This window comes from Pseudomonas xanthosomatis, assembly GCF_019139835.1.
GTDB lineage: Bacteria > Pseudomonadota > Gammaproteobacteria > Pseudomonadales > Pseudomonadaceae > Aquipseudomonas > Aquipseudomonas fakonensis.
The window spans coordinates 695,531-717,548 of record NZ_CP077075.1 but is presented as its reverse complement, the minus strand read 5'-3'; the positions used below and the strand labels follow the sequence as shown (position 1 = coordinate 717,548).

Here is a 22,018-nt window from a genome sequence, read left to right as displayed (position 1 = left end):
TTTTGGCCCCATCGCGGGGCAAGCCCGCTCCCACGCAGAATGATGCGTGGGAGCGGGCTTGCCCCGCGATGGGGCCTTCGGAGAGCACCATGACCGCATCCCTTATCACCAGCGACGCCCAGGCCCTGGAAGTCGCCGAAGAAATCGCCAAGCAGCTGCGCACCGAAAGCGCCACCCGCGACCGCGAACGCCGCCTGCCCCACGCCGAGCTCGACCTGTTCGTGCAGTCCGGGCTATGGGGCATCAGCGTGCCCAAGGCCTTTGGCGGTGCGGGCGTGTCCAGCGCCACCCTGGCCAAGGTGGTCGCACGCATTGCCCAGGCCGACGCCTCGATCGGGCAGATTCCGCAGAACCACTACTACGCCCTGGAAGTGCTGCGGGTGAATGCCAGCCCCGAGCAGCAACGGCGCCTGTACGCCGAGGTGCTGGCCGGCCGGCGCTTTGGCAACGCCCTGGCCGAAATCGGCACCAAGACCGCCCACGACCGCAGCACCCGCCTGACCCGCGACGGCGAAGGTTTTCGCATCAACGGCCGCAAGTTCTACTGCACCGGCGCACTGTACGCCCAGCGCATCCCCACCCTGGTGCTGGACGAGCACGATGCCCAGCACCTGGCCTTCGTGCCTGCCGAAAGCCCGGGGCTTGAAGTGATCGACGACTGGAGCGGCTTCGGCCAGCGCACCACCGGCAGCGGCTCGGTGGTGTTCGACAACGTGGCGGTGGCCGCCGAAGACGTGGTGCCGTTCGGCAGCGCCTTCGAGCGCCCGACCACGGTCGGCCCGCTGGCGCAGATTCTCCACGCCGCCATCGACACCGGCATCGCCCGCGCCGCCTTCGAAGATGCCCTGCACTTCGTGCGCACCCGCAGTCGGCCCTGGGTCGACTCGGGGCTCGAGAAAGCCAGCGACGACCCGCTGACGCTCAAGAGCTTCGGCCACCTGGCCATCCGCCTGCACGCGGCCGAAGCGCTGCTGGAACGGGCCGGTGAAATACTCGATGTGGCCCAGGCCGACAGCAACGCCGAGACCCTCGCCGCTGCATCCGTCGCCGTGGCAGAAGCCCGGGCGATCAGCACCGAGATTTCGCTTGCGGCCGGCACCACCTTGTTCGAACTGGCCGGAAGCCAAGCCACCCTGGCCGAGCACAACCTCGACCGCCACTGGCGCAACGCCCGGGTGCACACCCTGCACGACCCGGTGCGCTGGAAGTACCACGCCATCGGCAACTACTACCTCAACGACGAGAAGCCGCCGCGTCGGGGGACCATCTGATGGCCAGGCAGATACTGCTCAATGCCTTCAACATGAACTGCATCGGGCACATCAACCACGGCCTGTGGACCCACCCGCGGGACACCTCGACCCAGTACAAGACCCTCGATTACTGGACCAACCTGGCCCGGCTGCTGGAGCGCGGGCTGTTCGACGGGCTGTTCATCGCCGATATCGTCGGCACCTACGACATCTACGGCCAGTCGCTGGACGTGACGCTGAAGGAATCGATCCAGTTGCCGGTCAACGACCCGCTGCTGCTGGTGTCGGCGATGGCGGCGGTTACCCGGCACCTGGGTTTCGGCCTGACCGCCAACCTCACGTATGAGGCGCCCTACCTGTTCGCCCGGCGCCTCTCCACCCTCGACCACCTGAGCAACGGCCGGGTGGGCTGGAACATCGTCACCGGCTACCTCGACAGCGCCGCCCGGGCCATGGGCCTGCACCAGCAGCCCGAGCACGACCGGCGCTACGACCAGGCCGACGAGTACCTGCAGGTGCTGTACAAGCTGCTCGAAGGCAGCTGGGAAGACGACGCCGTGGTGGCCGACCGCGCGCAACGGGTGTACGCCCGGCCCGACAAGGTGCACAAGGTCAGCCACCACGGCGAGTTCTACGACGTCGAGGGCTACCACCTGTGCGAGCCCTCGCCGCAGCGCACCCCGGTGCTGTTCCAGGCCGGCAGCTCGGCGCGCGGGCTGGCGTTTGCCGGCAACCACGCCGAGTGCGTGTTCATCAGCGGCCAGGACAAGGCCGCCACCCGCGCCCAGGTCGACAAGGTGCGCGCCGCTGCTGCGGCAGCCGGCCGCGACCCGCAGGCGGTCAAGGTGTTCATGGGTATCACGGTGATCGTCGCGCCCACCGAACACGAGGCCCAGGCGCTGCATGCCGAGTACCTGCGCCATGCCAGCCCCGAGGCCGGCGTCGCCCACTTCGCCGCCTCTACCGGTATCGATTTCGCCGCCTACGGCCTGGACGAGCCGATCGGCTTCAGCCAGGGCAACGCCATCCAGTCGGCCACCCGCCAGCTGCAGGACAACGCCTGGACCCGCCGCCGCCTGCTGCAACAGCACGCCCTGGGCGGGCGCTACGTGACCCTGGTCGGCGCCCCCGAACAGGTGGCCGAGCAACTGATCGGCTGGGTCGACGACACCGGCCTGGACGGCTTCAACCTGACCCGCACAGTCACCCCGGAAAGCTTCGAAGCCTTCATCGACCTGGTGGTGCCGCAACTGCAGCAGCGCGGCCGCTACAAGACCGCCTATGCCGAAGGCACCCTGCGCGAAAAGCTGTTCGCGAGCCAACCGCACCTGCCCGCCGGCCACCCCGGCGCCCGATACCGCAACACCCATACCCCTGCCCCGACTGGAGCCCTGCGCCATGCTTGAAAAACTGTTCCGGCCCGTCGCGGCCATCGCCCTGACCCTCGGCCTGTCCGCCACTGCGCTGGCGGCCGAACCGCTGAAGATCGGCACCACCGCCGCCTTCGCCATCCCGCTGGAGGCCGCAGTCGAAGAGGCCCACAAGCAGGGCCTTGAGGTGAAGCTGATCGAGTTCAGCGACTGGATCGCGCCCAACGTCAGCCTCAACAGCGGCGACATCGACGTGAACTACTTCCAGCACATCCCGTTCCTGGAAAACGCCAAGGCCGCCGCAGGCTTCGACTTGGTGCCCTACGCCCCCGGCATCATCAACAACGTCGGCCTGTACTCGAAAAAGTACAAAAGCTTCGCCGAACTGCCCGAAGGTGCCAGCGTGGCCATCGCCAACGACCCGATCAACAGCGGCCGCGGCCTGCAACTGTTGGCCAAGGCCGGGCTGATCACCCTCAAGCCGGGTGTCGGCTACAAGGCCACCGAGGACGACATCGTCGCCAACCCGAAGAAAATCAAAATTCTGCAGGTCGAGGCCGTGCAACTGGTGCGCGCCTACGATGACGCCGACCTGGTGCAGGGCTACCCCGCCTACATCCGCCTGGCCAACACCTTCGATGCCACCTCGGCGCTGCTGTTCGACGGCCTGGAAAACAAGGAGTACGTGATCCAGTTCGTGATCCGCCCACAAGAGAAGAACGATCCGCGGCTGGCCAAGTTCGTCGACATCTACCAGCACTCGCCCGCCGTGCGCGCCGCCCTCGACAAGGCCCATGGCAAGCTCTACCAGGCCGGCTGGGAAGGCTGACATGAGCCAGGCCAGCGCCCTGCGGGCGCCCTCCGCGCACATCGCGCACACCGCGCCGGCCAAGGCGGCCGGGCAAGCCCTGCGCCCTGAGGTCAATGAAGCCCAGGTGCGCTTCATCGGCCTGGGCAAGACCTACCCCGGCCAGGCGCAGCCTGCGCTGCACGGCATCGACCTGAACATCCGACGCGGCGAGATATTCGGCATCATCGGCCGCAGCGGCGCCGGCAAGTCGTCGCTGCTGCGCACCATCAACCGCCTGGAGCAACCCAGCCAGGGCCGGGTGCTGATCGACCAGGTGGACATCGCGCCGTTCAACGAAGACCAACTGGTGGCCCTGCGCCGGCGCATCGGCATGATCTTCCAGCACTTCAACCTGATGTCGGCCAAGACCGTGTGGCAGAACGTCGAGTTGCCGCTGAAGGTGGCCGGCGTCGGCAAGCCCGAGCGCCAGCGCAAGGTGCGTGAACTGCTCGAGCTGGTGGGGTTGGGCGACAAGCATCAGGTGTACCCGGCGCAGTTGTCCGGCGGGCAAAAGCAGCGCGTCGGCATCGCCCGCGCGCTGGTGCACGACCCCGAGATTCTGCTGTGCGACGAGGCCACCTCGGCGCTCGACCCGGAAACCACGGCCTCCATTCTTGACCTGCTGCGCGACATCAACCAGCGCCTGGGCCTTACCGTGGTGCTGATCACCCACGAGATGGCGGTGATCCGCGACATTTGCCACCGCGTGGTGGTACTGGAGCGCGGTGAAGTGGTGGAGCAAGGCGAGGTGTGGCAGGTGTTCGGCACACCGCGCCACGAGGTCACCCGCACCCTGCTGGCGCCGCTGCAGGCGAAACTGCCGGCAGCCTTGCAGGCCAGCCTGCGGGCAAGCCCGGTCAGCCGCGACGCGGCCGTGGTGCTGCGCCTGAAGGTGCTCGGCGAACCTGACCTGGGCGCCCTGTTCAGCGACCTCGGCGGCCAGGTGCGCCTGCTGCAGGGTGGCGTGGAGACCATCGGCGAGCACGCCCTGGGGCAACTGATCCTGTCGGTACGCGGCTCGCCGCTGGCCGCTCATCAATTACTCGAACGCGCGCGCCGCCAAGCGGCCGATGTGGAGGTGCTGGGCCATGTGGATTGACCGCTTGCTGCAAGGCTTGCTCGATACCCTGCTGATGGTCGGGGTGTCGTCATTGGTGGCATTGCTGGTGGGCGTGCCCATGGCGGTGCTGCTGGTCACCAGCGACAAGGGCGGCATCTTCGAGGCGCCGGCCCTGAACCGGGTGCTGGGCGCCATCGTCAACCTGTTCCGCTCGATCCCGTTCCTGATCCTGATGGTGGCGCTGATCCCCTTCACCCGCCTGGTGGTCGGCACCACCTATGGCGTGTGGGCGGCAGTGGTGCCGTTGACCATCGCTGCCACGCCGTTCTTTGCGCGCATTGCCGAAGTGAGCCTGCGCGAGGTCGACCACGGCCTGATCGAAGCCGCCCAGGCCATGGGCTGCCGGCGCTGGCATATCGTCTGGCATGTGCTGTTGCCCGAGGCGCTGCCGGGTATCGTCGGCGGTTTCACCATCACCCTGGTGACCCTGATCAACTCCTCGGCCATGGCCGGGGCGATCGGCGCCGGCGGGCTGGGGGACATCGCCTACCGTTATGGCTACCAGCGCTTCGACAGCCAGATCATGCTGACCGTGATCGTCATGCTGGTGGCCCTGGTGGCGCTGATCCAGCTGGGCGGGGACCGGTTGGCCAAAGGGTTGAACAAGCGCTGACCGGCCAGTTGGCTTTACGCGGCCCTTGTAGGAGCCGGCTTGCCGGCGATGGCGCCCTCAGCCCCAGTGCAGCTCCGCAGCCGGCACCGGCGGCCCGAACCAGTAGCCCTGCCCCAGCTGGCAGTGCTGCTCCAGCAGGAAACTGGCCTGCTCGGCCTGCTCGATCCCCTCGGCATGCACCTGCATGCCCATGCTGCGGGCCAGGGCGATGATCACCCGCACAATGGCGATGTCGTCATCGTCGAAGGGCAGGCCGGCGACGAAGCCCTGGTCGATCTTGAGCTTCTGCACCGGCAGGCGCTTGAGCCGCAGTAGCGACGAATAACCGGTGCCAAAGTCGTCGATGGCCAGGTTAATGCCCAGTTCGCGCAGGCGGTGCAGCTGCTCCAGAGCCACCTCGGGCTCCTCCATTACCGCACTTTCGGTAACTTCCAGCTCCAGCAAAGCCGGCGCCAGGCCGGTTTCGTGCAGCACCTCGGCCACCTGGCGGTACAGCTCGTGCTGGCCGAACAGGCGGCTGGAAATGTTCACCGCCACGAAGTCCAGGCGCTTGCCTTCAGCCTGCCAGCGCACCATCTGCCGGCACGACTGGCGCAGTACCCAGGCATCGATCTCGGCAATCAGCCCGGTGCGCTCGGCGATCGGGATGAACTCACCCGGCGGCACCAGCCCGCGTGAGGGGTGCTGCCAGCGCACCAGGGCCTCGACGCCGATCATCTTGGCGCTGTGCAGGTCGTGCACCGGCTGGAAGAACACCCGCAGCTCCTCCTGCTCCAGCGCCCGGCGCAGCTCGCCGGCGGTTTCTACCCGGTGCTGGGCGTGGGCGGTCAGTTCTTCGGTGTACAGCGCATAGCAGGCGCGGCCATTGCCCTTGGCCTTGAACAGCGCCGAGTCGGCGTTGCGCAGCAGCTGCTCGGCGCCCAGCGCGTCACTGGGGAACAGGCTGATACCGATGCTGGCGCTGATGAACAGGCGGTGGTCGTCGCATTCGAAGGGTTCGCGCAGCCGCTCGATGATGGCCTGGGCCAGCTTGCCGGCATGGCCCACCTGCTGGCAGTTCTCGGCCAGCACGCCGAATTCGTCGCCGCCGAGCCGGGCCAGGGTCACACCGGTGCCCAGCACCTCGCGCAGGCGCTCGCCCACCTGCTTGAGCAACTGGTCGCCAATGGTGTGGCCAAGGCCGTCGTTGATGCTCTGGAAATGGTCGAGGTCAAGCAGTAGCAAGGCGCAACCGCGCTTGTTCGCTTGCGCCGCAGCCAGTGCCTGCTCGACCCGGTCGTTGAACAGCAGGCGGTTGGGCAGCCCGGTCAGCGGGTCGTGGTGGGCCAGGTAGGCCAGCTCTTCCTCGCTGTGCTTGATCGCGCTGATGTCGCTGAACACCGCCACGTAGTGGCTGAGGTCGCCGCCATCGTCGCGAATGGCGCAGATCGTCTGCCATTGCGGGTAGATCTCGCCGCTTTTGCGGCGGTTCCAGATTTCGCCGCTCCATTCTCCCTTCTCGGTCAGGGTGGCGTAGATCTGCTGGTAGAACGGCGCGCCATGGCGGCCCGACTTGAACTTGTTCGGCCGCTGGCCGATGACTTCGTCCTGCTGGTAGCCGGTGATGCGCATGAAGGCGCGGTTGACGTGCACGATCAGGCCGTTGCGGTCGGTCACCAGCACGCCTTCCAGCGTGCTGTCGAACACCGCTGCGGCCATGCGCAGGCGCTCACGGTCCTCGCTGCGCAGGCGCGCACCGATGCCGATGAAGTTGAGCAGGCGCGCGCGCGAGACAAAAATCAGCAAGGTGCTGAGCAGCACCCACACCACCACGTTGATCTGCCGACCGACGGTAAGCGCCAACGGGTCATCGGACATGCTCTGCAACACAAGCTCGGACAGCCCCAGCCAGAGCATCGAAAGCACCAGGTAAAGCGCAGCCATGCGCAAGGCGTCGCGAACGGAAACAGACATGTCGGGTGGATGAGCCCATTAAAAAGGAAGGGGCATTATAAAGGCTGAAACACCCTGTGACTTCCTATCAAAAAGGGCGACTGGTTTTATTTGCCTGCCAAGGGATAATGCCGACGTTGTTTCCCTGTGTTTTCGAGGGTTTTTCCCGCCATGTGGTACTACGGTTTGCTCGACTTGTCGGCCTGGCAACTGGTCGGCGTCACCCTGCTGATGACTCACCTGACCATCGTCAGCGTGACCATCTACCTGCACCGCTATTCGGCGCACCGCGCGCTGGAGCTCAATGCAGGCCTCAAGCATTTCTTCCGCTTCTGGCTGTGGCTGACCACGGCGCAGAACACCCGCGAGTGGACCGCCGTCCACCGCAAGCACCACGCCAAGTGCGAAACCCCTGACGACCCACACAGCCCGGTTCACAAAGGCCTGGCCACAGTGCTGCGCAAGGGCGCCGAGCTGTACCGCGAAGAGGCTCGCAACGAAGAAACCCTGCGCATCTACGGCAAGAACTGCCCGGATGACTGGCTCGAGCGCAATGTCTACTCGCGCTACAAGCTCGGCGGCATCGCGCTGATGGCGGTGATCGACCTGCTGCTGTTCGGCACCATCGGCATCACCATCTGGGCAGTGCAAATGGCCTGGATCCCGTTCTGGGCCGCAGGCGTGGTCAATGGCTTGGGCCACGCGGTGGGCTATCGCAACTTCGAGTGCCGCGATGCCGCCACCAACCTGGTGCCCTGGGGCATCATCATTGGTGGTGAAGAGCTGCACAACAACCACCACACTTACCCCAACTCGGCCAAGCTGTCGGTGCGGCGCTGGGAGTTCGACATGGGCTGGATGTGGATCCGTCTGCTGAGCCTGCTGCGCCTGGCCAAGGTGCAGCGTGTCGCGCCCATCGCCCACCGGGTCGAGGGCAAGGCTTCGCTGGACATGGACACCGCCATGGCCATCCTCAACAACCGCTTCCAGATCATGGCCCAGTACCGCAAGCTGGTGATCGGCCCGCTGGTGAAGCAGGAGCTGGACAAGGTCGATGCATCGGTGCGCCACCGTTTCCGCCGCGCCAAGCGCCTGCTGTCGCGGGAAACCAGCCTGCTGCAAGACCGCCACCACCTGCGCATCGAGTCGATGCTGGCCCACAGCCAGGCACTCAAGACCATCTACGAGAAACGCCTGGCGCTGCAGCAGATATGGGCCCGTACCAGCGCCAACGGCCACGACATGCTCGCGGCCATCAAAGACTGGGTTCACGAGGCAGAGGCCAGTGGCATCCAGTCGCTGCGCGACTTCGCCGCCCAGCTTAAAACCTACTCTCTACGCCCCACCGGCGCCTGACGCCGTTGATCGGCACGCCCCGTCCTGGGGCGTGCCAAGCGGAACTTCCCCCGCGAAATACGACTCAAACTCGGCATATCGCCCAGCGTGGCGGGCCGGTCAGGGCCGCACGCCCTTTGTCGAGACCTGTTTCGTGCTCATGGCCAAAGACCACCCCACCACCGGCACTCCCCGCCCGGAAGCCGCCCAGACCCTGCTCGCCCTGCTCCACGCCCAAGGCGAAGTGGCGCGCCTGAGCGAACGCGAACAGCTGTATTCCTCGCTGCTCGACAGCGTCAACGCCGTGTTGTGGGCCTTCGACTGGGAAACCCGCCAAGTGCTCTACGTGAGCCCGGCCTTCGAACGCATTTTCGGCCGCCCGGCCAGCCTGGTGCTGGCCGACTACAACGAGTGGCGCGACGCGATCTACCCGGACGACCTCGAATACGCCGAACGCAGCCTGGCCCAGGTGCTGGTCAAGGGCACCGTCGAGGACCGCGAGTACCGCATTCTCAATGCCGCCGGCGAGGTGCGTTGGCTCAGCGACAAGTGCTACATCAACCAGCAGCGTGAAGGTGACCAGCGGGTGATCATCGTCGGCATCGCCGAGGACATCACCGAAAAGAAACAGCTCGAAGGCGAGCTGCAGCGCCTGGCCACCACCGACGTCCTCACCCAGAGCAGCAACCGCCGGCACTTTTTCGAATGCGCCCAGCAAGCCTTCGACAGCGCCCGCGAAGACGGCACGCCCATGGCGTTCCTGCTGCTGGACATCGACGACTTCAAGCAAATCAACGACAGCTACGGCCACCAGGAAGGCGACCAGGTGCTGCAACGCATCGCCGACAGTGGCAAGGCCGTGCTACGCCGTGGCGACCTGTTCGGGCGCATTGGCGGCGAAGAGTTCGCGGCCGTCTTCCCGGGCTGCACCGCCCAGGTGGCCGAGCAGATCGCCGAACGCCTGCAGCGCGAAATCCAGCGCCTGAGCTTTACCCACGGGCAGCAGACCTACGGTGTTACGGTGAGCCAGGGGTTGACCGGGCTGACCGACGACGACGAAACCCTCGACACCCTGTTCGCCCGGGCCGATGCGGCGATGTACCAGGCCAAACGACAGGGCAAGAACCAGATCATCAGAGGCTGATGACTACAAGCAGACAGGCATGAGAACTGACCTGCGAGCTCACTAAAGGTTTGACAGCCTTATCTGGATTTTCCATCGTTGCCCCGTAGCCCACCGAGGCACTGAGCGTTTTACCTCCCCTTGAGGGACTTACAAAAAACCCGGCCATGGCCTAATGCTGTTCACTTAACAGAGGCGTTGCCTGGGTTGGGGCTGCTTCCCACAGGTACTGAGCAAGGCTGAATTACCAAGCCATGCGCAGTACCTGTGGGAAGCGGCCTTGTGTCGCGATGGGCCGCAAAGCGGCCCCGGCAATTCTAAGTGAACAGCATTACGGCCATGGCCGGTTTTTTTGCATCCTCACACCTGCTTGCCGTCCCCTTCTTCGGGCGTTGACGCAGCTTGAGGCGGCGGCGTCTCAGCCACCTCCGGCTCAGCAGCCTGGGCCAACCGCGCTGCCTCTTCCCCAGCCGCCGCCTTGGCCTTGGCCGCTTCTTCCTCGGCCACCGCATGGGGGTTGACCTTGCGCATGCGGGTCAATTCCGGCAGGCCAAGCTTGAGCAACCGCGCAGTCTTGCTACCGGCGACCTTCTCCAGCCCTTCGCTGGGCTTGAGCCGGGCCATCTGCCCGGACAGGTTCATGGCCAGGATCTCCCGGGAATACACCCCGCCACCAAGCTGGTACACCGCGGCGATCAGCTCGCGCAGGTTCAGCGGCAGGCGCCAGCGGGTACGCAGCGCCGAACCGAACGGCGCGCCGAACTCGTTGAGCGACAGATGCACCTGGTCCTCGTCCAGCTCGCCCCCTGCCAGGCGCCATTCCTGCAAGGTACGCAGCACCGCCAAATCGCCCAGGCAATGCAACAGCCCGGCGCAATAACAGCGGCCTTCATCCACTTCCAGCAGGCGCGCCAGGGTGCGGCCGTACTCGGCGGTGTGCAGCGACAGGTTCCAGTAATGCGCGGCATGCCGCGACAGCAGCGGGTCGCTCAGGCGCGCACTGCGCTTGAGGGTCAGGCCGAGGATGAGGTTCATGCTCTGGGTGCTGCCCAGCTTGTTCAGTGCCTGCAACAGGGTCTGCGCGGGGGCGTCGCGGTGCAGGGCTGCGCTGTTGGCTGCGGCAATCAGCACGGCGGTGATCTGCGGGTCGTCGCGCACTTCCTCTTCGAGCACCTTGAGGTTGAGCCCCTGAGGGTCGAGCGCGCGTTTGATGGCTTTTTGCACATCGGCGAACAGCGGGCCGCCATCGGCCGTGGCGCGGCGCTGCTCCAGGTAATCCGCCAGCCTGGCCCCGGGCGACAACGCCGGCACCGGGCAGACGACCGCCTCGCCCTCGCCCACCAGCAACACCTCCAGGCGCTTGCGCAGCTTGTCCAGGTTCACCGGTTTGCTGAGGTACTCGGTCGGGTGAAAGCGCAGGGTCTCCTTCACACTCGCCGGGTCGCTGCGCTCGCTCAGCAGGATGAACGGCAAACTTGGTTTTTCGGTGCCGGTGCGCACCTTGCGCAGCAGGTCCAGGCCATCACCACTGGGCAGTTCACGGGCCGCGATGATCAGGTCCGGTTTGCTCGAAAGCGCGCTCAGTGCCTGGGAGCCGTCGGCGCAAACCTGCAGGCGGGCATCGCAGCGCACGCTCAGCAGCATCTCGCGCAGCATGTCGCGCACCCAGGGGTCACCTTCGACAATCAGCACGCTAGGGGGGACGGGGTCGACAGCGCTCATGAGCGACTCTCCAGTAATGACGCACGATCCATCGCAGCTTCCTCGGAATCCTCCTACAACCTTAGCGCCATAAGGCTACAAACGGCACAAAAAAACCCGCCGAGGCGGGTTTTTTCTGCAGCGGGTCACATCACGCGAGTTCAGCGAAGCACTCTTCGATGATGGCCAGGCCTTTGTCCAGCAGGGTGTCTTCGGCGGTCAGCGGCACCAGGATGCGCAGAACGTTGCCGTAGGTACCGCAGGACAGCAGGATCAGGCCCTTGTCGCGCGCCTTGGCCACAACCTGTGCAACGGCAGCGGCGTTCGGGGTGTGGGTGCCTTTTTCGAAGACTTCCACGGCGATCATCGAGCCCAGACCACGGACGTCACCGATGATCGGGTGCTTCTTCTGGATTTCACGCAGGCCGGCGGTCAGGCGCTCGCCAACAGCCTTGCTGCGGTCCAGCAGTTTCTCTTCTTCGAACACGTCGATAACCGCCAGGGCTGCGGCGCAAGCGATTGGCGAACCTGCGTAGGTACCGCCCAGGCCGCCCGGGGCGATGGCGTCCATATACTCGGCCTTGCCGCACACACCGGCCAGCGGGAAGCCGCCAGCGATGGACTTGGCGAAGGTGGTCAGGTCAGGCGAAACGCCCATCTGCTCCATGGCGAAGAAGGTGCCGGTACGGCCAGCGCCGGTCTGCACTTCGTCGGCGATCAGCAGGATGCCGTGCTTGTCGCACAGCTCGCGCAGGCGCTTCATCAGCTCTTTAGGGGCTGGCAGGAAGCCGCCTTCGCCTTGTACCGGCTCAAGGATGATTGCAGCGATGTCACGCGGCTCGGCGTCGTTCTTGAAGATGCGCTCGACCGAAGCGATGGCGTCGTCAACGCTGACACCGTGCAGCTCGCTCGGGAACAGCGCGCGGAACACGCCGCCTGGCATCAGGCCCATGCCAGCGGAGTACGGCACGACCTTGCCGGTCAGGCCCAGGGTCATCATGGTACGGCCGTGGTAGCCGCCGGTGAAGGCGATCACGCCGGCGCGGCCGGTGGCGGCACGGGCGATTTTCACGGCGTTTTCAACGGCTTCGGAGCCAGAGGTGACCAGCAGGGTCTTCTTGTCGAAGTCGCCCGGGACCAGCTTGTTGATCTTCTCGCACAGCTCGACGTAAGGCTCGTAGGCCAGCACCTGGAAGCAGGTGTGGCTGACCTTGGTCAGTTGCTCTTGCACAGCGGCAACCACTTTCGGGTGCAGGTGGCCGGTGTTCAGTACTGCGATGCCGCCAGCGAAGTCGATCAGTTCGCGGCCTTCAACGTCGATCACCGTAGCGTTCTTCGCGCTCTCGACGAAGATCGGGTGAATCTGGCCAACGCCACGCGGGACGGCGGCGACACGGCGTTGCATCAAGGATTCGTTGGTCTTGCTCATAATGCCCTCATTGCGCCGACTCTGACGGCGCTTTTATTCGGGGGTGGCTGGAAGGTGCACGGTCAGTATTCGTTGATCGACTGTCGTGAACGCCCTAGCCACCAGGTACTGCAGTGTCAAAAAGACCAGCGAGGCGTCGCTCTCGCGCCCCGCTGGCAGAGGTAAAAACCGCTAGTGCCGGATCAGATGCTCAGGCACAGGTATTTGATTTCGAGGTAGTCCTCGATGCCGTACTTGGAACCTTCGCGGCCCAGGCCCGAGGCCTTGATGCCACCGAACGGCGCCACTTCGTTGGAGATCAGGCCGGTGTTGATACCCACCATGCCGTATTCCAGGGCTTCGGCAACGCGGAACACGCGGCTCATGTCGCGGGCGTAGAAGTACGAGGCCAGGCCGAACTCGGTGTCGTTGGACATGGCGATGACTTCAGCCTCGTCCTTGAAGCGGAACAGCGGCGCCAGTGGGCCGAAGGTCTCTTCCTTGGCGACAGCGGCGGTTTTCGGCACGTCGACCAGAATGGTCGGCTCGAAGAAGTTGCCTTCGATCAGCTTGCCGCCGGACAGCACCTTGGCGCCTTTGGAGACCGCGTCCTGGATGTGCTCCTGGACCTTGGCCACGGCCTTGCCGTCGATCAGCGGGCCGGTGGTGGTGCCTTCTTCCAGGCCGTTACCGATTTTGAGCTTGGCAACAGCAGCGGCCAGCTTCTCGGCGAACGCGTCATAGACGCCGTCCTGCACGTAGATACGGTTGGCGCAAACGCAGGTCTGGCCGTTGTTGCGGTACTTGGAGATGATCGCGCCCTCGACCGCCTTGTCCAGGTCGGCGTCGTCGAACACGATGAACGGGGCGTTGCCACCCAGCTCCAGCGAGACCTTCTTGATGTCCTTGGCGCACTCTTCCATCAGCTGGCGACCGATTTCGGTGGAGCCGGTGAAGGACAGCTTGCGTACCAGGGAGTTGCCGGTCAGCTCCGAACCCACTTCGCCGGCGCTGCCGGTGATGACGCTGAGCACGCCAGCCGGGATGCCGGCACGGGTAGCCAGCTCGACCAGGGCCAGGGCGGAGTACGGGGTCTGCGAAGCAGGCTTGAGCACCATGGTGCAACCGGCGGCCAGGGCCGGGCCGGCTTTACGGGTGATCATTGCCGCAGGGAAGTTCCACGGGGTGATGGCAGCGGTAACGCCGATCGGCTGCTTGATGACGATCAGGCGCTTGTCTGGCTGGTGGCCCGGGATGACATCGCCGTAAACGCGCTTGGCTTCTTCGGCGAACCACTCGATGAACGAGGCGGCATAGGCGATTTCGCCCTTGGCTTCGGCCAGCGGCTTGCCCTGTTCGGTGGTCATCAGGCGGGCCAGGTCGTCCTGGTGCTCGATCATCAGCTCGAACCAGCGGCGCAGCTTGCCGGCACGCTCTTTGGCGGTCAGTGCACGCCAGGCTGGCAGGGCCTTGTCGGCGGCCTCGATGGCGCGGCGGGTTTCGGCGGCGCCCATCTTCGGCACGGTACCGATCACTTCACCGGTAGCCGGGTTGGTCACCTTGATGGTCTGACCGCTGTCCGCATCCAGCCACTCACCGTTGATGAAGGCTTGCTGGCGGAACAACTGAGCGTCTTTGAGCTGCATGTCGGCTTCCCTTTACTGCGAATTATTGATTGATGAAAAGGCGCCCCCAATAGGGGGCGGCCGTCAGGAATTCGTGCACCAGGGTGTTCGACGCCTGGGCGCTGAGCGTTTGAAATCTCAAACAGAATGCTAAGCGGCAGCTGGGGTGTTGGACAATAGCCTGTTCGAAAAAAAGAACGAATGGTTGAACACCCCGTCCGAAAACCACTGTATGGCCATTCGCGGGCAAGCCCGCTTGCACAGGTTCAGCGCTGGTTTGAAGCACAGCACTGAACCTGTGGGAGCGGGCGTGCCCGCGAAAGGGCCCTCGAAGGTTAGACGAAGATGCGGGGGGAATGATGAAGGGAGGACCGACGGCCCTCCCGGCAGGAACAACTCAGAACGCCTTTTCCAGATCGATCACCAACGCCCGGTACCCCACGCTCCCCGGCTGGCGGCTGTGCACTTTCAGCTCCACCACCACCTCCTGCGTACCCCGGCGCACTTCGTTGAGCACCGTGGTGGTGAGTTTCTGCGGCGTCAGGTAGTTCACCGACGCGCTATAGATGAACTGGGTGTCGGTATCGGCCCGGTACGCCACCACCGATGTGATCGGGCTGTACCACTCATCGCCGCGCTCCTTGCCGTACTGCCACAACTGCTCGACCGTGCCGTTGGTTTCGTCGACCTTGTACTCCACCGCCCGGCTGTAGTTGCCGCTGAGCTTGGTCGGCCCGAAGTCGCGCCCCCAGCCGTTGTCGAACACGGTCAGCGTGCCGCGCCCGGTCAGCCAGGCGGTGTGCTGGGTCCAGGACCACTCAAAGCCCTCGCCCACCGGCTTGAGCACCTTGTCCTGCAGGCGCGCGGGCCAGCCTTGCGGTGCAGCGAGGATCCACTTCACCTGTTTGTCACGGCCAATTTTCACCACACCCTGGTGGCGTGCTGAAACGATGATGCTGTCGTCATCGGCATCGTAGTCGATGGCATTCACATGGGCCCAGTTGCGCCCGGTGCCTACGCCCGGGGTATCGCCGAACGGCAGGTCGCCTTCGGCCAGCTCGTTGGCCAGGCGCTCTTCCTGGCGTTGCACCCCGGCCGGCAGCTGGATGGCCGCCTTGCCCAGGGTCTCAAGCAGCTCGCCGCGGTACGGGTCGAGGATCTGGTTGAGGTCCCAGAAGTCCAGCACGTCACCGGCTTCGTTGAGCTCGATGATGTGGTCGCGTATCGAGCGCACGCGCTTGCCGTCGGGGCGCCGGTAGTCGCTGGTGCCTACCCGCAGCAGGTAGGTGCCGTTGCTGGTCTCGCGGATTTCGTGGGAAAAATCGGCGAACTTGTCCGGCAGGTTGCGCTGCCAGATGCGCCGGCCCAGCAGGTCGTACTTGGAGTAGGTCTGGCCCTGGCCCCAGATCAGCTTGCCGTCGCGGGTCTGGTGAAAGCCCATGGTGCCGCCCAGGCCGTCGCGGCGGTTGGAATCGTGGATCTGCTCAATGTCCAGGTACCAGCGCACATCACCATTGCTGTCGGCGATCCAGTTGTTGCCCACCGAGTCCCACTCCGCCGCCCCACCCAGGCCGTTCCACTTGAAAGCCTTGGCCCCTGGGATATCAGCCAGCAGGTGGTTGAACAGGTACAGGCGCTGCTCGAAGCCCGGCGCCACGGTAACCGGCTCCACCTCGGGCAACGCGGCGGTCTGTTTGGCCACCACCGGCAGGCGCACCGCCGGGGCGTAGATTTCATAGCGCTCGCGGATGCGCTCACCGTCCAGCTTGTAGCTCACCTCCACCTGGTTGACGTGGTCGGGGTACAAACCGAACACCGGGATGCCGCCGTAAGTCCACAGCGATTGCTGCGAAACCTCATAGCTGATGGCCACACCCCGCTCGCCGCGCCCCAGCACCCGCACATGGGCGGCGCTCAGGTTGCGGCCTCCGTCGCGCACGATGGCGGTCAGGGGTGCCAGGCGGTAGGGGTTGACCACCACATCGCCCAGCAGGGCTTCGCTGTGGTCGGGCACCCGGGCACTGACGCAGGCGCCTTCGGGCAGGTCGTGGGGCTGGGTCTTGGCATTCATGGCAAAGCTCCTTGTGCTCAGAAGTCGTAACGGGCGGTGGCGCCCACGGTGCGCGGAGTGCCCAGCACGCCGGCATAGCCGCCGTTGGCCGAGTTCCACAGGCTGGTGAAATAGGTCTTGTCGCCGGCGTTCTTCACCCACAGCGACAGGTCGAGCACGCCGTCGCCCTGGTCCAGGCGCACGCCGGTAGACAGGTTGACGATGGCGTAGCTGGGGATCTGGCCGTAGTCGGAGTCGTCGATGGTGCCCACCGCCTTCGAGCGGAAGGCGTAGCTGGCGGTGACGTAGGGCTCGATGTGCTCGGCCAGTTGCCACTTGTACTGGCCGTTGAGGTTGGCGATGTACTTGGAGGCGCCGACCACCTGGTGGCCAGACAGGTCGCAAGTAGCGGTGGCATTGGCCAGGCTCACTTCCGGCGGGCACGGGGCGTCATCGTATTGGGTGTAGCGCACGTCGTTCCACGAACCGTTGAAGTTCAACGTCAGGCCGCGTACCGGCAGCGCCGTGGCCTCGAACTCAAGCCCGCGGGAGCGCACGTTGCCGGCGTTGGCCAGGTACTGCACGCGGTTGACCTGGTCGTAGACGTTGGCCTGGTAGCCGTGCACCTCGGTCCAGAACAGGTTGCTGTTGAGCTGCAGGCGGTCGTCGAACCAGGTGCTCTTGAGCCCCAGTTCGGCGTTGTTGGCCCGCTCGGTGCCCACCAGCAGCGAATCGGTGCCCAGCCGCGGCGCCGCGCCGACGGTGAGGTTGACGCCACCGGACTTCTCGCCGTGGGTCAGGCTGGCATAGCCGAGCAACTGGTCGGTGAAGCGGTAACTCAGGCTCAGCAGCCCGGACGGCGAAAAACTGTACTGGCTGAGGTCGCCCGAATCGTAGGCCCCCACCCGGCCCTGGCGCGCCGCAGCCGCAGCGCCGGTCACCGCAGCACCGCCCACCGGGGCATCGCGGGTTACCCAGGCGTTTTTCTCTTCGTAGGTGCCACGTACGCCTGCGGTGAAGTCCAGGCGCTCGGTAAGGTGCCAGGTAGCCTGGCCGAACAGGGCGTAGCTGTCGGTGTCGATGTGGCCGTTGCCGATGGTGCTGACGTTGGCCAGGGCGCCGGCCGGGGTGGCGTTCCAGATATCGGCTTGCGCGCCGTAGTAAGTGAACGACTTGTTGTCCAGGTCCTGCTTGAAGTAGTAGGCGCCCAGCACATAGTCGAAGAAGCCGCCGGTGGGCGATGCCAGGCGGATTTCCTGGGAATACTGTTTGTCGCGCACCGACACCCCGGCGCTGCTGAACACCGGTACGTTCAAGCCGTCATCGTTGCGCGGGGTGAAGTCCCACCAGCGGTAGGCGCTGATCGAGGTCAGGGTGAAGTCGTTGGGCAGGGTCCAGTTGGCCTCCACCGAGGTGCCGCCCTGGAACACCGTCACCCGCTGGTCGGCGTCGAAGTTGACCTTGCGGTCCTTGCCCGACACCAAAGTAGCGCCGGCCTGCGCCGCCAGGCTTTCGTAGCGGTTCACGCCATTGATGGTCGGCCCGGTGCTGTACAGGCTGAGGATGCCGTTGTCCGAGTCCTCCTCGTTGTACTCGCCGATCCAGCGCAGGTTGAAGTTGTCGTCGGGCTTGAACAGCAGCTGGGTGCGAAAGCCCTGGCGCTGGCCGCCGTTGAGGTCGTGGCCGTTGTAGATGTTCTTCACATAGCCATCGTCCTCGGTGTGGTAGGCGCTGATGCGCCCGGCGAGGGTATCGGTGAGCGGCCCGGAAAAACTCCCCTGGGTCTGCCAGTAGCCGTCCTCGCCCAGCGACGACTGCACGCTGCCTTCCTGGTGGAAGGTGGGCTTGCGGGTAGTGATGTTGAGTACCCCGGCGGTGGTGTTCTTGCCGAACAGCGTGCCTTGCGGGCCACGCAGCACCTCCAGTTGCTCGACGTCGAGCAAGTCGAACACCGCCATGCCCGGGCGCCCCAGGTAGACGTTGTCCAGGTAGATGCCGACGCTGCCCTCCAGGCCGTCGCTGGCCGGGTTGTTGCCCAGGCCACGGATGGAGATGCTCGACTGGCGGGCATGCACGTAGGCCACGTTGGTGCTGGGCACCAGTTGCTGCAAGTCCTGCACCCGGTAGATGCGCTGGGTTTCCAGGGTTTCGCTGTCGAGCACGCTGATCGGCGTGGGCACGCTTTGCGCCGTTTCCTCGCGGCGCCGTGCATTGACCGTGACGGTACCGAGCTTGGCTTCCTGGGACGCAGCCGGGGTGGCCGGGGCGGCCTGCTCGGCAAAACTTGCGCCGGAGGTGGCCAGCAGCACACCAGCGGCCAGGGGTTGAAGGGCAAACAACGACGCACGCGTCGGCCAACGGAAAACTCCGGACATGCAGATGCTCCTTGAGGCATGGGCCCTGGCGAGCATTTCCGTTGGCGGAACCGAATCGCGATCAGCGGGGCTTTATTCTTTTATGAGATATAAATATTTGTAATTCATATTTTGTGGAATAAGTAACACCCTTTATAAAAGCCTCAACCCTTCCCGGCAATTGCATTCCACCGAAAGTTTCCATGTAGAAAATGCATATCGACCTGCGCCAGCTTCGCCACTACATCGCCTTGGTTGAACACCGCAGCTTCGTGGCCGCGGCTGCCGCGGTGAACCTCTCGCAATCGGCGTTCAGCCGCAGCATCCAGACGCTCGAGCACAACATCGGCTGCCGCCTGGTGGACCGCGCCAGCAAGGAGCTGGCACCGACCCGCCAGGGCCTGTTGGTGCTGGAGCATTCACGCCGGCTGGTGCACGGGGCGCACAACCTGGTCAACGAGATCAACCAGTTCAATGGCGCCACCACCGGTGTGGTGCGCTTCGGCTCGGGGCCGGCCCCGGCCGGCGGCCTGGTACCCCGGGCGGTGGCGCGCTTCGTGGCCGAATACCCGGCGGCGCGCACCTGCTTTCAGGTGGACAACTGGCAGGCGCTGAACCGCAAGCTGGTGGCCGAAGAGATCGAGTTCTTCGTTGCCGACACCCGCCAGTTCGAGGCCGACCCGGATTACCAGGTGCACAAGCTGGCGCCGCAGCGCTGGCACTTCTGCTGCCGCGCCGGGCACCCGCTGACCGAACGCAGCGAGGTGCGCGCCCGCGATCTGTTCGACTACCCGCTGGCCACCACCTTCCGCCCGCCGAACATCCGCAAGATCCTCAGCGACCTGAGCGGGCGCCAGGACTTCTTGCCGAGCGTGGAGTGCGAGCATGGTTATGCGCTGCTGAACGTGGTGCTGCATTCGGACACCATCGGCATCGCCTGCAGCGCCAACCTGCGGCCGTACCAGATGGAGCGGGGGTTGGTGGCACTGAAGCTTGCGGACCTTGCGCCGGAGCAGGAAGAGGCGTTCTACACCCGCTACGGGGTGGTGAGCCGGGTAGGGTATGGACTGTCACCGCTGGCGCAGGGGTTGGTGAGGCAGTTGATTGCGTGTGATGCGCAGGTCGAGCCGATCTAGCAGGAACCTGAACCTATAGCCTGTAGGAGCGGCCTTGCGCAGCCCATCGCGGCACAAGGCCGCTCCTACAGGGTATGTATGGCTCTCAGAGGTTGATTGACAGCCTTCAACCTTTACGCGTTGTCCGGCTCAACTGCCCATCCACCCCCACCGGCACCTCGCCGGCCAGGGTTACCCGGCGTACCACACGTGGCTGGGTGCCGTAGTCGTCAACCGCGTAATGCTGGGTCGCGCGGTTGTCCCAGATCGCCACGTCACCGGCCTGCCAGCGCCAGCGCACGGTGTTTTCCAGGCGCGTCACATGGCCCTGCAACACGCTGAACAGGTGCTGCGAGTCTGCCTGCGAATACCCCTTGATGCGTTTGACGAAGTGCCCCAACTGCAGCACCCGCTCACCGCTGATCGGGTGCACCCGCACCACCGGGTGCTCGGTTTCGTACACGGTCGAGGTGAACACCTTGCGGTAACGCTCAAGCTTGGCCGGGTCGACGTCGGGCTTGACGCTGGCGTAGTCGTATTCGTTGCTGTGCACCGCCCACAGCTGGTCGGCCAGGGCGCGCAGCGGCTCGGGCAACTCCTGGTAGGCGGTGGCGGTGTTGGCCCACACCGTGTCGCCGCCAGAGGCCGGGGCCACCACGCTACGCAGGATCGAAGCCTTGGGGTAGGCATCGACGAAGGTCACGTCGGTATGCCACGAGTTGGCCCGCTGGCCTTCGGCGCCGTCCAGCTGCAGCAGGTAGCTGGTGCCGTCGACCACCGGCACGGTGGGGTGGGCGATGGGCTCGCCGAGCAGTTGGGCGAAGGCTTCCTGGCCAACGTCGTCCAGGTGAGTCTGGCCGCGGAAGAAGATCACCTTGTGCTGCACCAACGCGGCCTGGATGGCATCGAGGGTGGCGGGGTCGAGGTCGGCGGACAGCTTGACCCCGCGAATCTCGGCGCCGATGCGCCCGGCGACGGGGTGAATGTCCAGTTCGATTGCTTGCGGCGCGGTGGCCAGTGCGGCGTTGCTCATGGTCGTGGTCCTCACGGTTGTTGTCGGGTCAGCGGGCGGCCTGGGCGGCCTGTTCCTGTTTCAGGGCAGCATCAAGAAAACGCGGTTCGACCCAGTCGGCCACCTGGAAGCCACGGCGTATCAGGCGCTCCTTGGCGGCCAGGTCCACGCCTTGCTGCAGTTGGGCGATGAAGCCTGGGTCCAGGCGCGGGTCGAAGTAATTGGCCAGGTCCTCCTTGGCCAGGTCCTCACTGAGGATGCTGCGTGGCCAGTTGGCATTGCTGGCCACCAGTTCCACGAAAGCCTCGCGGTTGTGTTCGTCACGCAACCAGTCGGTGGCTTGCTGCTGGGCGTTGACCAGGCGCTGCACCAGCTCGGGGTATTGGCGGATGAACGCACCGGTGCCCAGCAACACCGCCTGGGTGCTGCCGGCGCCCTTGAGGTCGCGGGAGTTCACCGGCAGTTCCACCAGGCCGCGCTCGCGCAGCGACAGCAGGTTGGAAAGGCCCCAGGCGGCATCGATCTGCTTGGCCGCCAGGGCGGCGTTGGAGGCATTGAAGTCGAGGTTGATTACCTTCAGGTCGCGCTCCGACAGCCCCTGGCTGGCCAGCGCACTGGCGAACGACAGCTGGTTGGCGGTGCCGCGGAACACCGCCACGCGCTTGCCCTTGAGGTCTTGCAGGCTGTGGATGCCCGAGCCCGGTACCACGCCCAGGTAGCTCTTCACGTTGCGCACCCCGGCGCTGAGCACACGGGTATCGAGCCCGTTGGCCTTGCCGACGATGGCCGCCAGGTCGCCCAGGTAGGCGAAGTCGGCCTGGCCGTTGGCCAGGGCCTCATTCACCACCGGGCCGGCGCCTTTGAAGAACAGCCAGTCGATACGGATACCGTCCTTGGCGAACTCCTTTTCCAGCAGTTGCTGGTCACGCAGCACATCGACCACCCCGCCAGCGCTGTGCTTGCTGCCGGCGCTCAGGTCGGGCACGGCAATGCGGATGCTTTCGGGTTTGGCCAGTTCGGCGGCGTTGGCGTTCAGCAGCAACGCGCCGAACAGGCCCAGGGCGGTGAACAGGTGACGCAACGGGGTGTGCATGGCAAGGCTCCTTGGCAGGCTGCCACCGGCAAAAGGCCGGCGCTGTTTGGCCAGAAGCTAGGCG

Annotated in this window: 16 protein-coding genes; 8 read left to right on the top strand and 8 right to left on the bottom strand. The window is 65.3% G+C overall.

Annotated features, from left to right (window positions below; translation table 11 throughout):
• The first annotated feature begins 89 nt into the window (after nucleotides 1–89).
• Genes KSS93_RS03180 through KSS93_RS03160 form a run of 5 tightly spaced genes read left to right on the top strand, consistent with a single transcriptional unit; the run spans nucleotide 90 to nucleotide 5,206 of the window.
• The gene (locus KSS93_RS03180) at nucleotides 90–1,271 is read left to right on the top strand and encodes an SfnB family sulfur acquisition oxidoreductase (RefSeq protein WP_217887109.1); all 1,182 of its coding nucleotides are present in this window, start codon (nucleotides 90–92) and stop codon (nucleotides 1,269–1,271) included.
• Complete coding sequence (locus KSS93_RS03175; protein ID WP_217887108.1) at nucleotides 1,271–2,659, top strand: LLM class flavin-dependent oxidoreductase; 1,389 nt, start codon at nucleotides 1,271–1,273, stop codon at nucleotides 2,657–2,659. Before KSS93_RS03180 ends, KSS93_RS03175 begins: the two co-directional genes overlap by 1 nt.
• Nucleotides 2,652–3,452, top strand: coding sequence for a MetQ/NlpA family ABC transporter substrate-binding protein (locus KSS93_RS03170; protein ID WP_217887107.1), 801 nt, complete (start codon nucleotides 2,652–2,654; stop codon nucleotides 3,450–3,452). The genes KSS93_RS03175 and KSS93_RS03170 overlap by 8 nt, the downstream gene beginning before the upstream one ends.
• A 1-nt stretch (nucleotide 3,453) precedes the next feature.
• The gene (locus KSS93_RS03165; protein WP_217887106.1) at nucleotides 3,454–4,572 is read left to right on the top strand and encodes a methionine ABC transporter ATP-binding protein; all 1,119 of its coding nucleotides are present in this window, start codon (nucleotides 3,454–3,456) and stop codon (nucleotides 4,570–4,572) included.
• Complete coding sequence (locus KSS93_RS03160; protein ID WP_186731846.1) at nucleotides 4,562–5,206, top strand: methionine ABC transporter permease; 645 nt, start codon at nucleotides 4,562–4,564, stop codon at nucleotides 5,204–5,206. Before KSS93_RS03165 ends, KSS93_RS03160 begins: the two co-directional genes overlap by 11 nt.
• 57 nt (nucleotides 5,207–5,263) lie before the next feature.
• Here KSS93_RS03160 and dibA read toward each other — a convergent pair whose 3' ends face one another.
• Nucleotides 5,264–7,159, bottom strand: a complete 1,896-nt coding sequence (dibA, locus tag KSS93_RS03155; RefSeq protein ID WP_217887105.1) for a phosphodiesterase DibA — start codon at nucleotides 7,157–7,159, stop codon at nucleotides 5,264–5,266.
• Nucleotides 7,160–7,309: 150 nt separating this feature from the next.
• Here dibA and desA point away from each other — a divergent pair, with 150 nt between their 5' ends.
• Nucleotides 7,310–8,494: a delta-9 fatty acid desaturase DesA gene (gene desA / locus KSS93_RS03150; RefSeq protein WP_217887104.1), complete on the top strand. Its 1,185-nt coding sequence runs from the start codon at nucleotides 7,310–7,312 to the stop codon at nucleotides 8,492–8,494.
• A 139-nt stretch (nucleotides 8,495–8,633) separates the two neighbouring features.
• Complete coding sequence (locus tag KSS93_RS03145) at nucleotides 8,634–9,617, top strand: GGDEF domain-containing protein (RefSeq protein ID WP_217888672.1); 984 nt, start codon at nucleotides 8,634–8,636, stop codon at nucleotides 9,615–9,617.
• Nucleotides 9,618–9,956: 339 nt separating this feature from the next.
• Here KSS93_RS03145 and KSS93_RS03140 read toward each other — a convergent pair whose 3' ends face one another.
• From KSS93_RS03140 to KSS93_RS03120, 5 genes are all read right to left on the bottom strand, one after another.
• Nucleotides 9,957–11,318, bottom strand: a complete 1,362-nt coding sequence (locus tag KSS93_RS03140; RefSeq protein ID WP_217887103.1) for an HDOD domain-containing protein — start codon at nucleotides 11,316–11,318, stop codon at nucleotides 9,957–9,959.
• A 130-nt stretch (nucleotides 11,319–11,448) separates the two neighbouring features.
• Nucleotides 11,449–12,726 (bottom strand): 4-aminobutyrate--2-oxoglutarate transaminase, encoded by a 1,278-nt coding sequence (gene gabT / locus KSS93_RS03135; RefSeq protein WP_217887102.1) that lies wholly within the window; start codon nucleotides 12,724–12,726, stop codon nucleotides 11,449–11,451.
• 182 nt (nucleotides 12,727–12,908) lie between these two features.
• Nucleotides 12,909–14,351 (bottom strand): NADP-dependent succinate-semialdehyde dehydrogenase, encoded by a 1,443-nt coding sequence (gabD, locus tag KSS93_RS03130; RefSeq protein ID WP_217840868.1) that lies wholly within the window; start codon nucleotides 14,349–14,351, stop codon nucleotides 12,909–12,911.
• Nucleotides 14,352–14,727: 376 nt separating this feature from the next.
• On the bottom strand, nucleotides 14,728–16,401 hold the full coding sequence (locus KSS93_RS03125; protein WP_217887101.1) for an aryl-sulfate sulfotransferase: 1,674 nt from the start codon (nucleotides 16,399–16,401) through the stop codon (nucleotides 14,728–14,730).
• 17 nt (nucleotides 16,402–16,418) lie between these two features.
• Entirely contained in the window at nucleotides 16,419–18,755 is a 2,337-nt protein-coding gene (locus KSS93_RS03120; protein WP_217887100.1) for a TonB-dependent receptor, read from the bottom strand.
• Between the two features lie 191 nt (nucleotides 18,756–18,946).
• Between KSS93_RS03120 and KSS93_RS03115 the strand changes: the two genes are divergently transcribed.
• Entirely contained in the window at nucleotides 18,947–19,870 is a 924-nt protein-coding gene (locus KSS93_RS03115) for a LysR family transcriptional regulator (protein WP_217887099.1), read from the top strand.
• Nucleotides 19,871–19,976: 106 nt separating this feature from the next.
• Here the strand turns inward: KSS93_RS03115 and KSS93_RS03110 are convergent, their stop codons facing one another.
• Nucleotides 19,977–20,882: a TauD/TfdA dioxygenase family protein gene (locus KSS93_RS03110; protein WP_217887098.1), complete on the bottom strand. Its 906-nt coding sequence runs from the start codon at nucleotides 20,880–20,882 to the stop codon at nucleotides 19,977–19,979.
• Nucleotides 20,883–20,910: 28 nt separating this feature from the next.
• Complete coding sequence (locus KSS93_RS03105; RefSeq protein ID WP_217887097.1) at nucleotides 20,911–21,954, bottom strand: ABC transporter substrate-binding protein; 1,044 nt, start codon at nucleotides 21,952–21,954, stop codon at nucleotides 20,911–20,913.
• Nucleotides 21,955–22,018: the final 64 nt, after the last annotated feature.

Bases quoted from the DNA above. Each gene is read 5' to 3' on its own strand.
- KSS93_RS03180 (WP_217887109.1), top strand. From the start codon at position 90: ATGACCGCATCCCTTATCACCAGCGACGCCCAGGCCCTGGAAGTCGCC.
- KSS93_RS03175 (WP_217887108.1), top strand. From the start codon at position 1,271: ATGGCCAGGCAGATACTGCTCAATGCCTTCAACATGAACTGCATCGGG.
- KSS93_RS03170 (WP_217887107.1), top strand. From the start codon at position 2,652: ATGCTTGAAAAACTGTTCCGGCCCGTCGCGGCCATCGCCCTGACCCTC.
- KSS93_RS03165 (WP_217887106.1), top strand. From the start codon at position 3,454: ATGAGCCAGGCCAGCGCCCTGCGGGCGCCCTCCGCGCACATCGCGCAC.
- KSS93_RS03160 (WP_186731846.1), top strand. From the start codon at position 4,562: ATGTGGATTGACCGCTTGCTGCAAGGCTTGCTCGATACCCTGCTGATG.
- dibA (WP_217887105.1), bottom strand. From the start codon at position 7,159: ATGTCTGTTTCCGTTCGCGACGCCTTGCGCATGGCTGCGCTTTACCTG.
- desA (WP_217887104.1), top strand. From the start codon at position 7,310: ATGTGGTACTACGGTTTGCTCGACTTGTCGGCCTGGCAACTGGTCGGC.
- KSS93_RS03145 (WP_217888672.1), top strand. From the start codon at position 8,634: ATGGCCAAAGACCACCCCACCACCGGCACTCCCCGCCCGGAAGCCGCC.
- KSS93_RS03140 (WP_217887103.1), bottom strand. From the start codon at position 11,318: ATGAGCGCTGTCGACCCCGTCCCCCCTAGCGTGCTGATTGTCGAAGGT.
- gabT (WP_217887102.1), bottom strand. From the start codon at position 12,726: ATGAGCAAGACCAACGAATCCTTGATGCAACGCCGTGTCGCCGCCGTC.
- gabD (WP_217840868.1), bottom strand. From the start codon at position 14,351: ATGCAGCTCAAAGACGCTCAGTTGTTCCGCCAGCAAGCCTTCATCAAC.
- KSS93_RS03125 (WP_217887101.1), bottom strand. From the start codon at position 16,401: ATGAATGCCAAGACCCAGCCCCACGACCTGCCCGAAGGCGCCTGCGTC.
- KSS93_RS03120 (WP_217887100.1), bottom strand. From the start codon at position 18,755: ATGTCCGGAGTTTTCCGTTGGCCGACGCGTGCGTCGTTGTTTGCCCTT.
- KSS93_RS03115 (WP_217887099.1), top strand. From the start codon at position 18,947: ATGCATATCGACCTGCGCCAGCTTCGCCACTACATCGCCTTGGTTGAA.
- KSS93_RS03110 (WP_217887098.1), bottom strand. From the start codon at position 20,882: ATGAGCAACGCCGCACTGGCCACCGCGCCGCAAGCAATCGAACTGGAC.
- KSS93_RS03105 (WP_217887097.1), bottom strand. From the start codon at position 21,954: ATGCACACCCCGTTGCGTCACCTGTTCACCGCCCTGGGCCTGTTCGGC.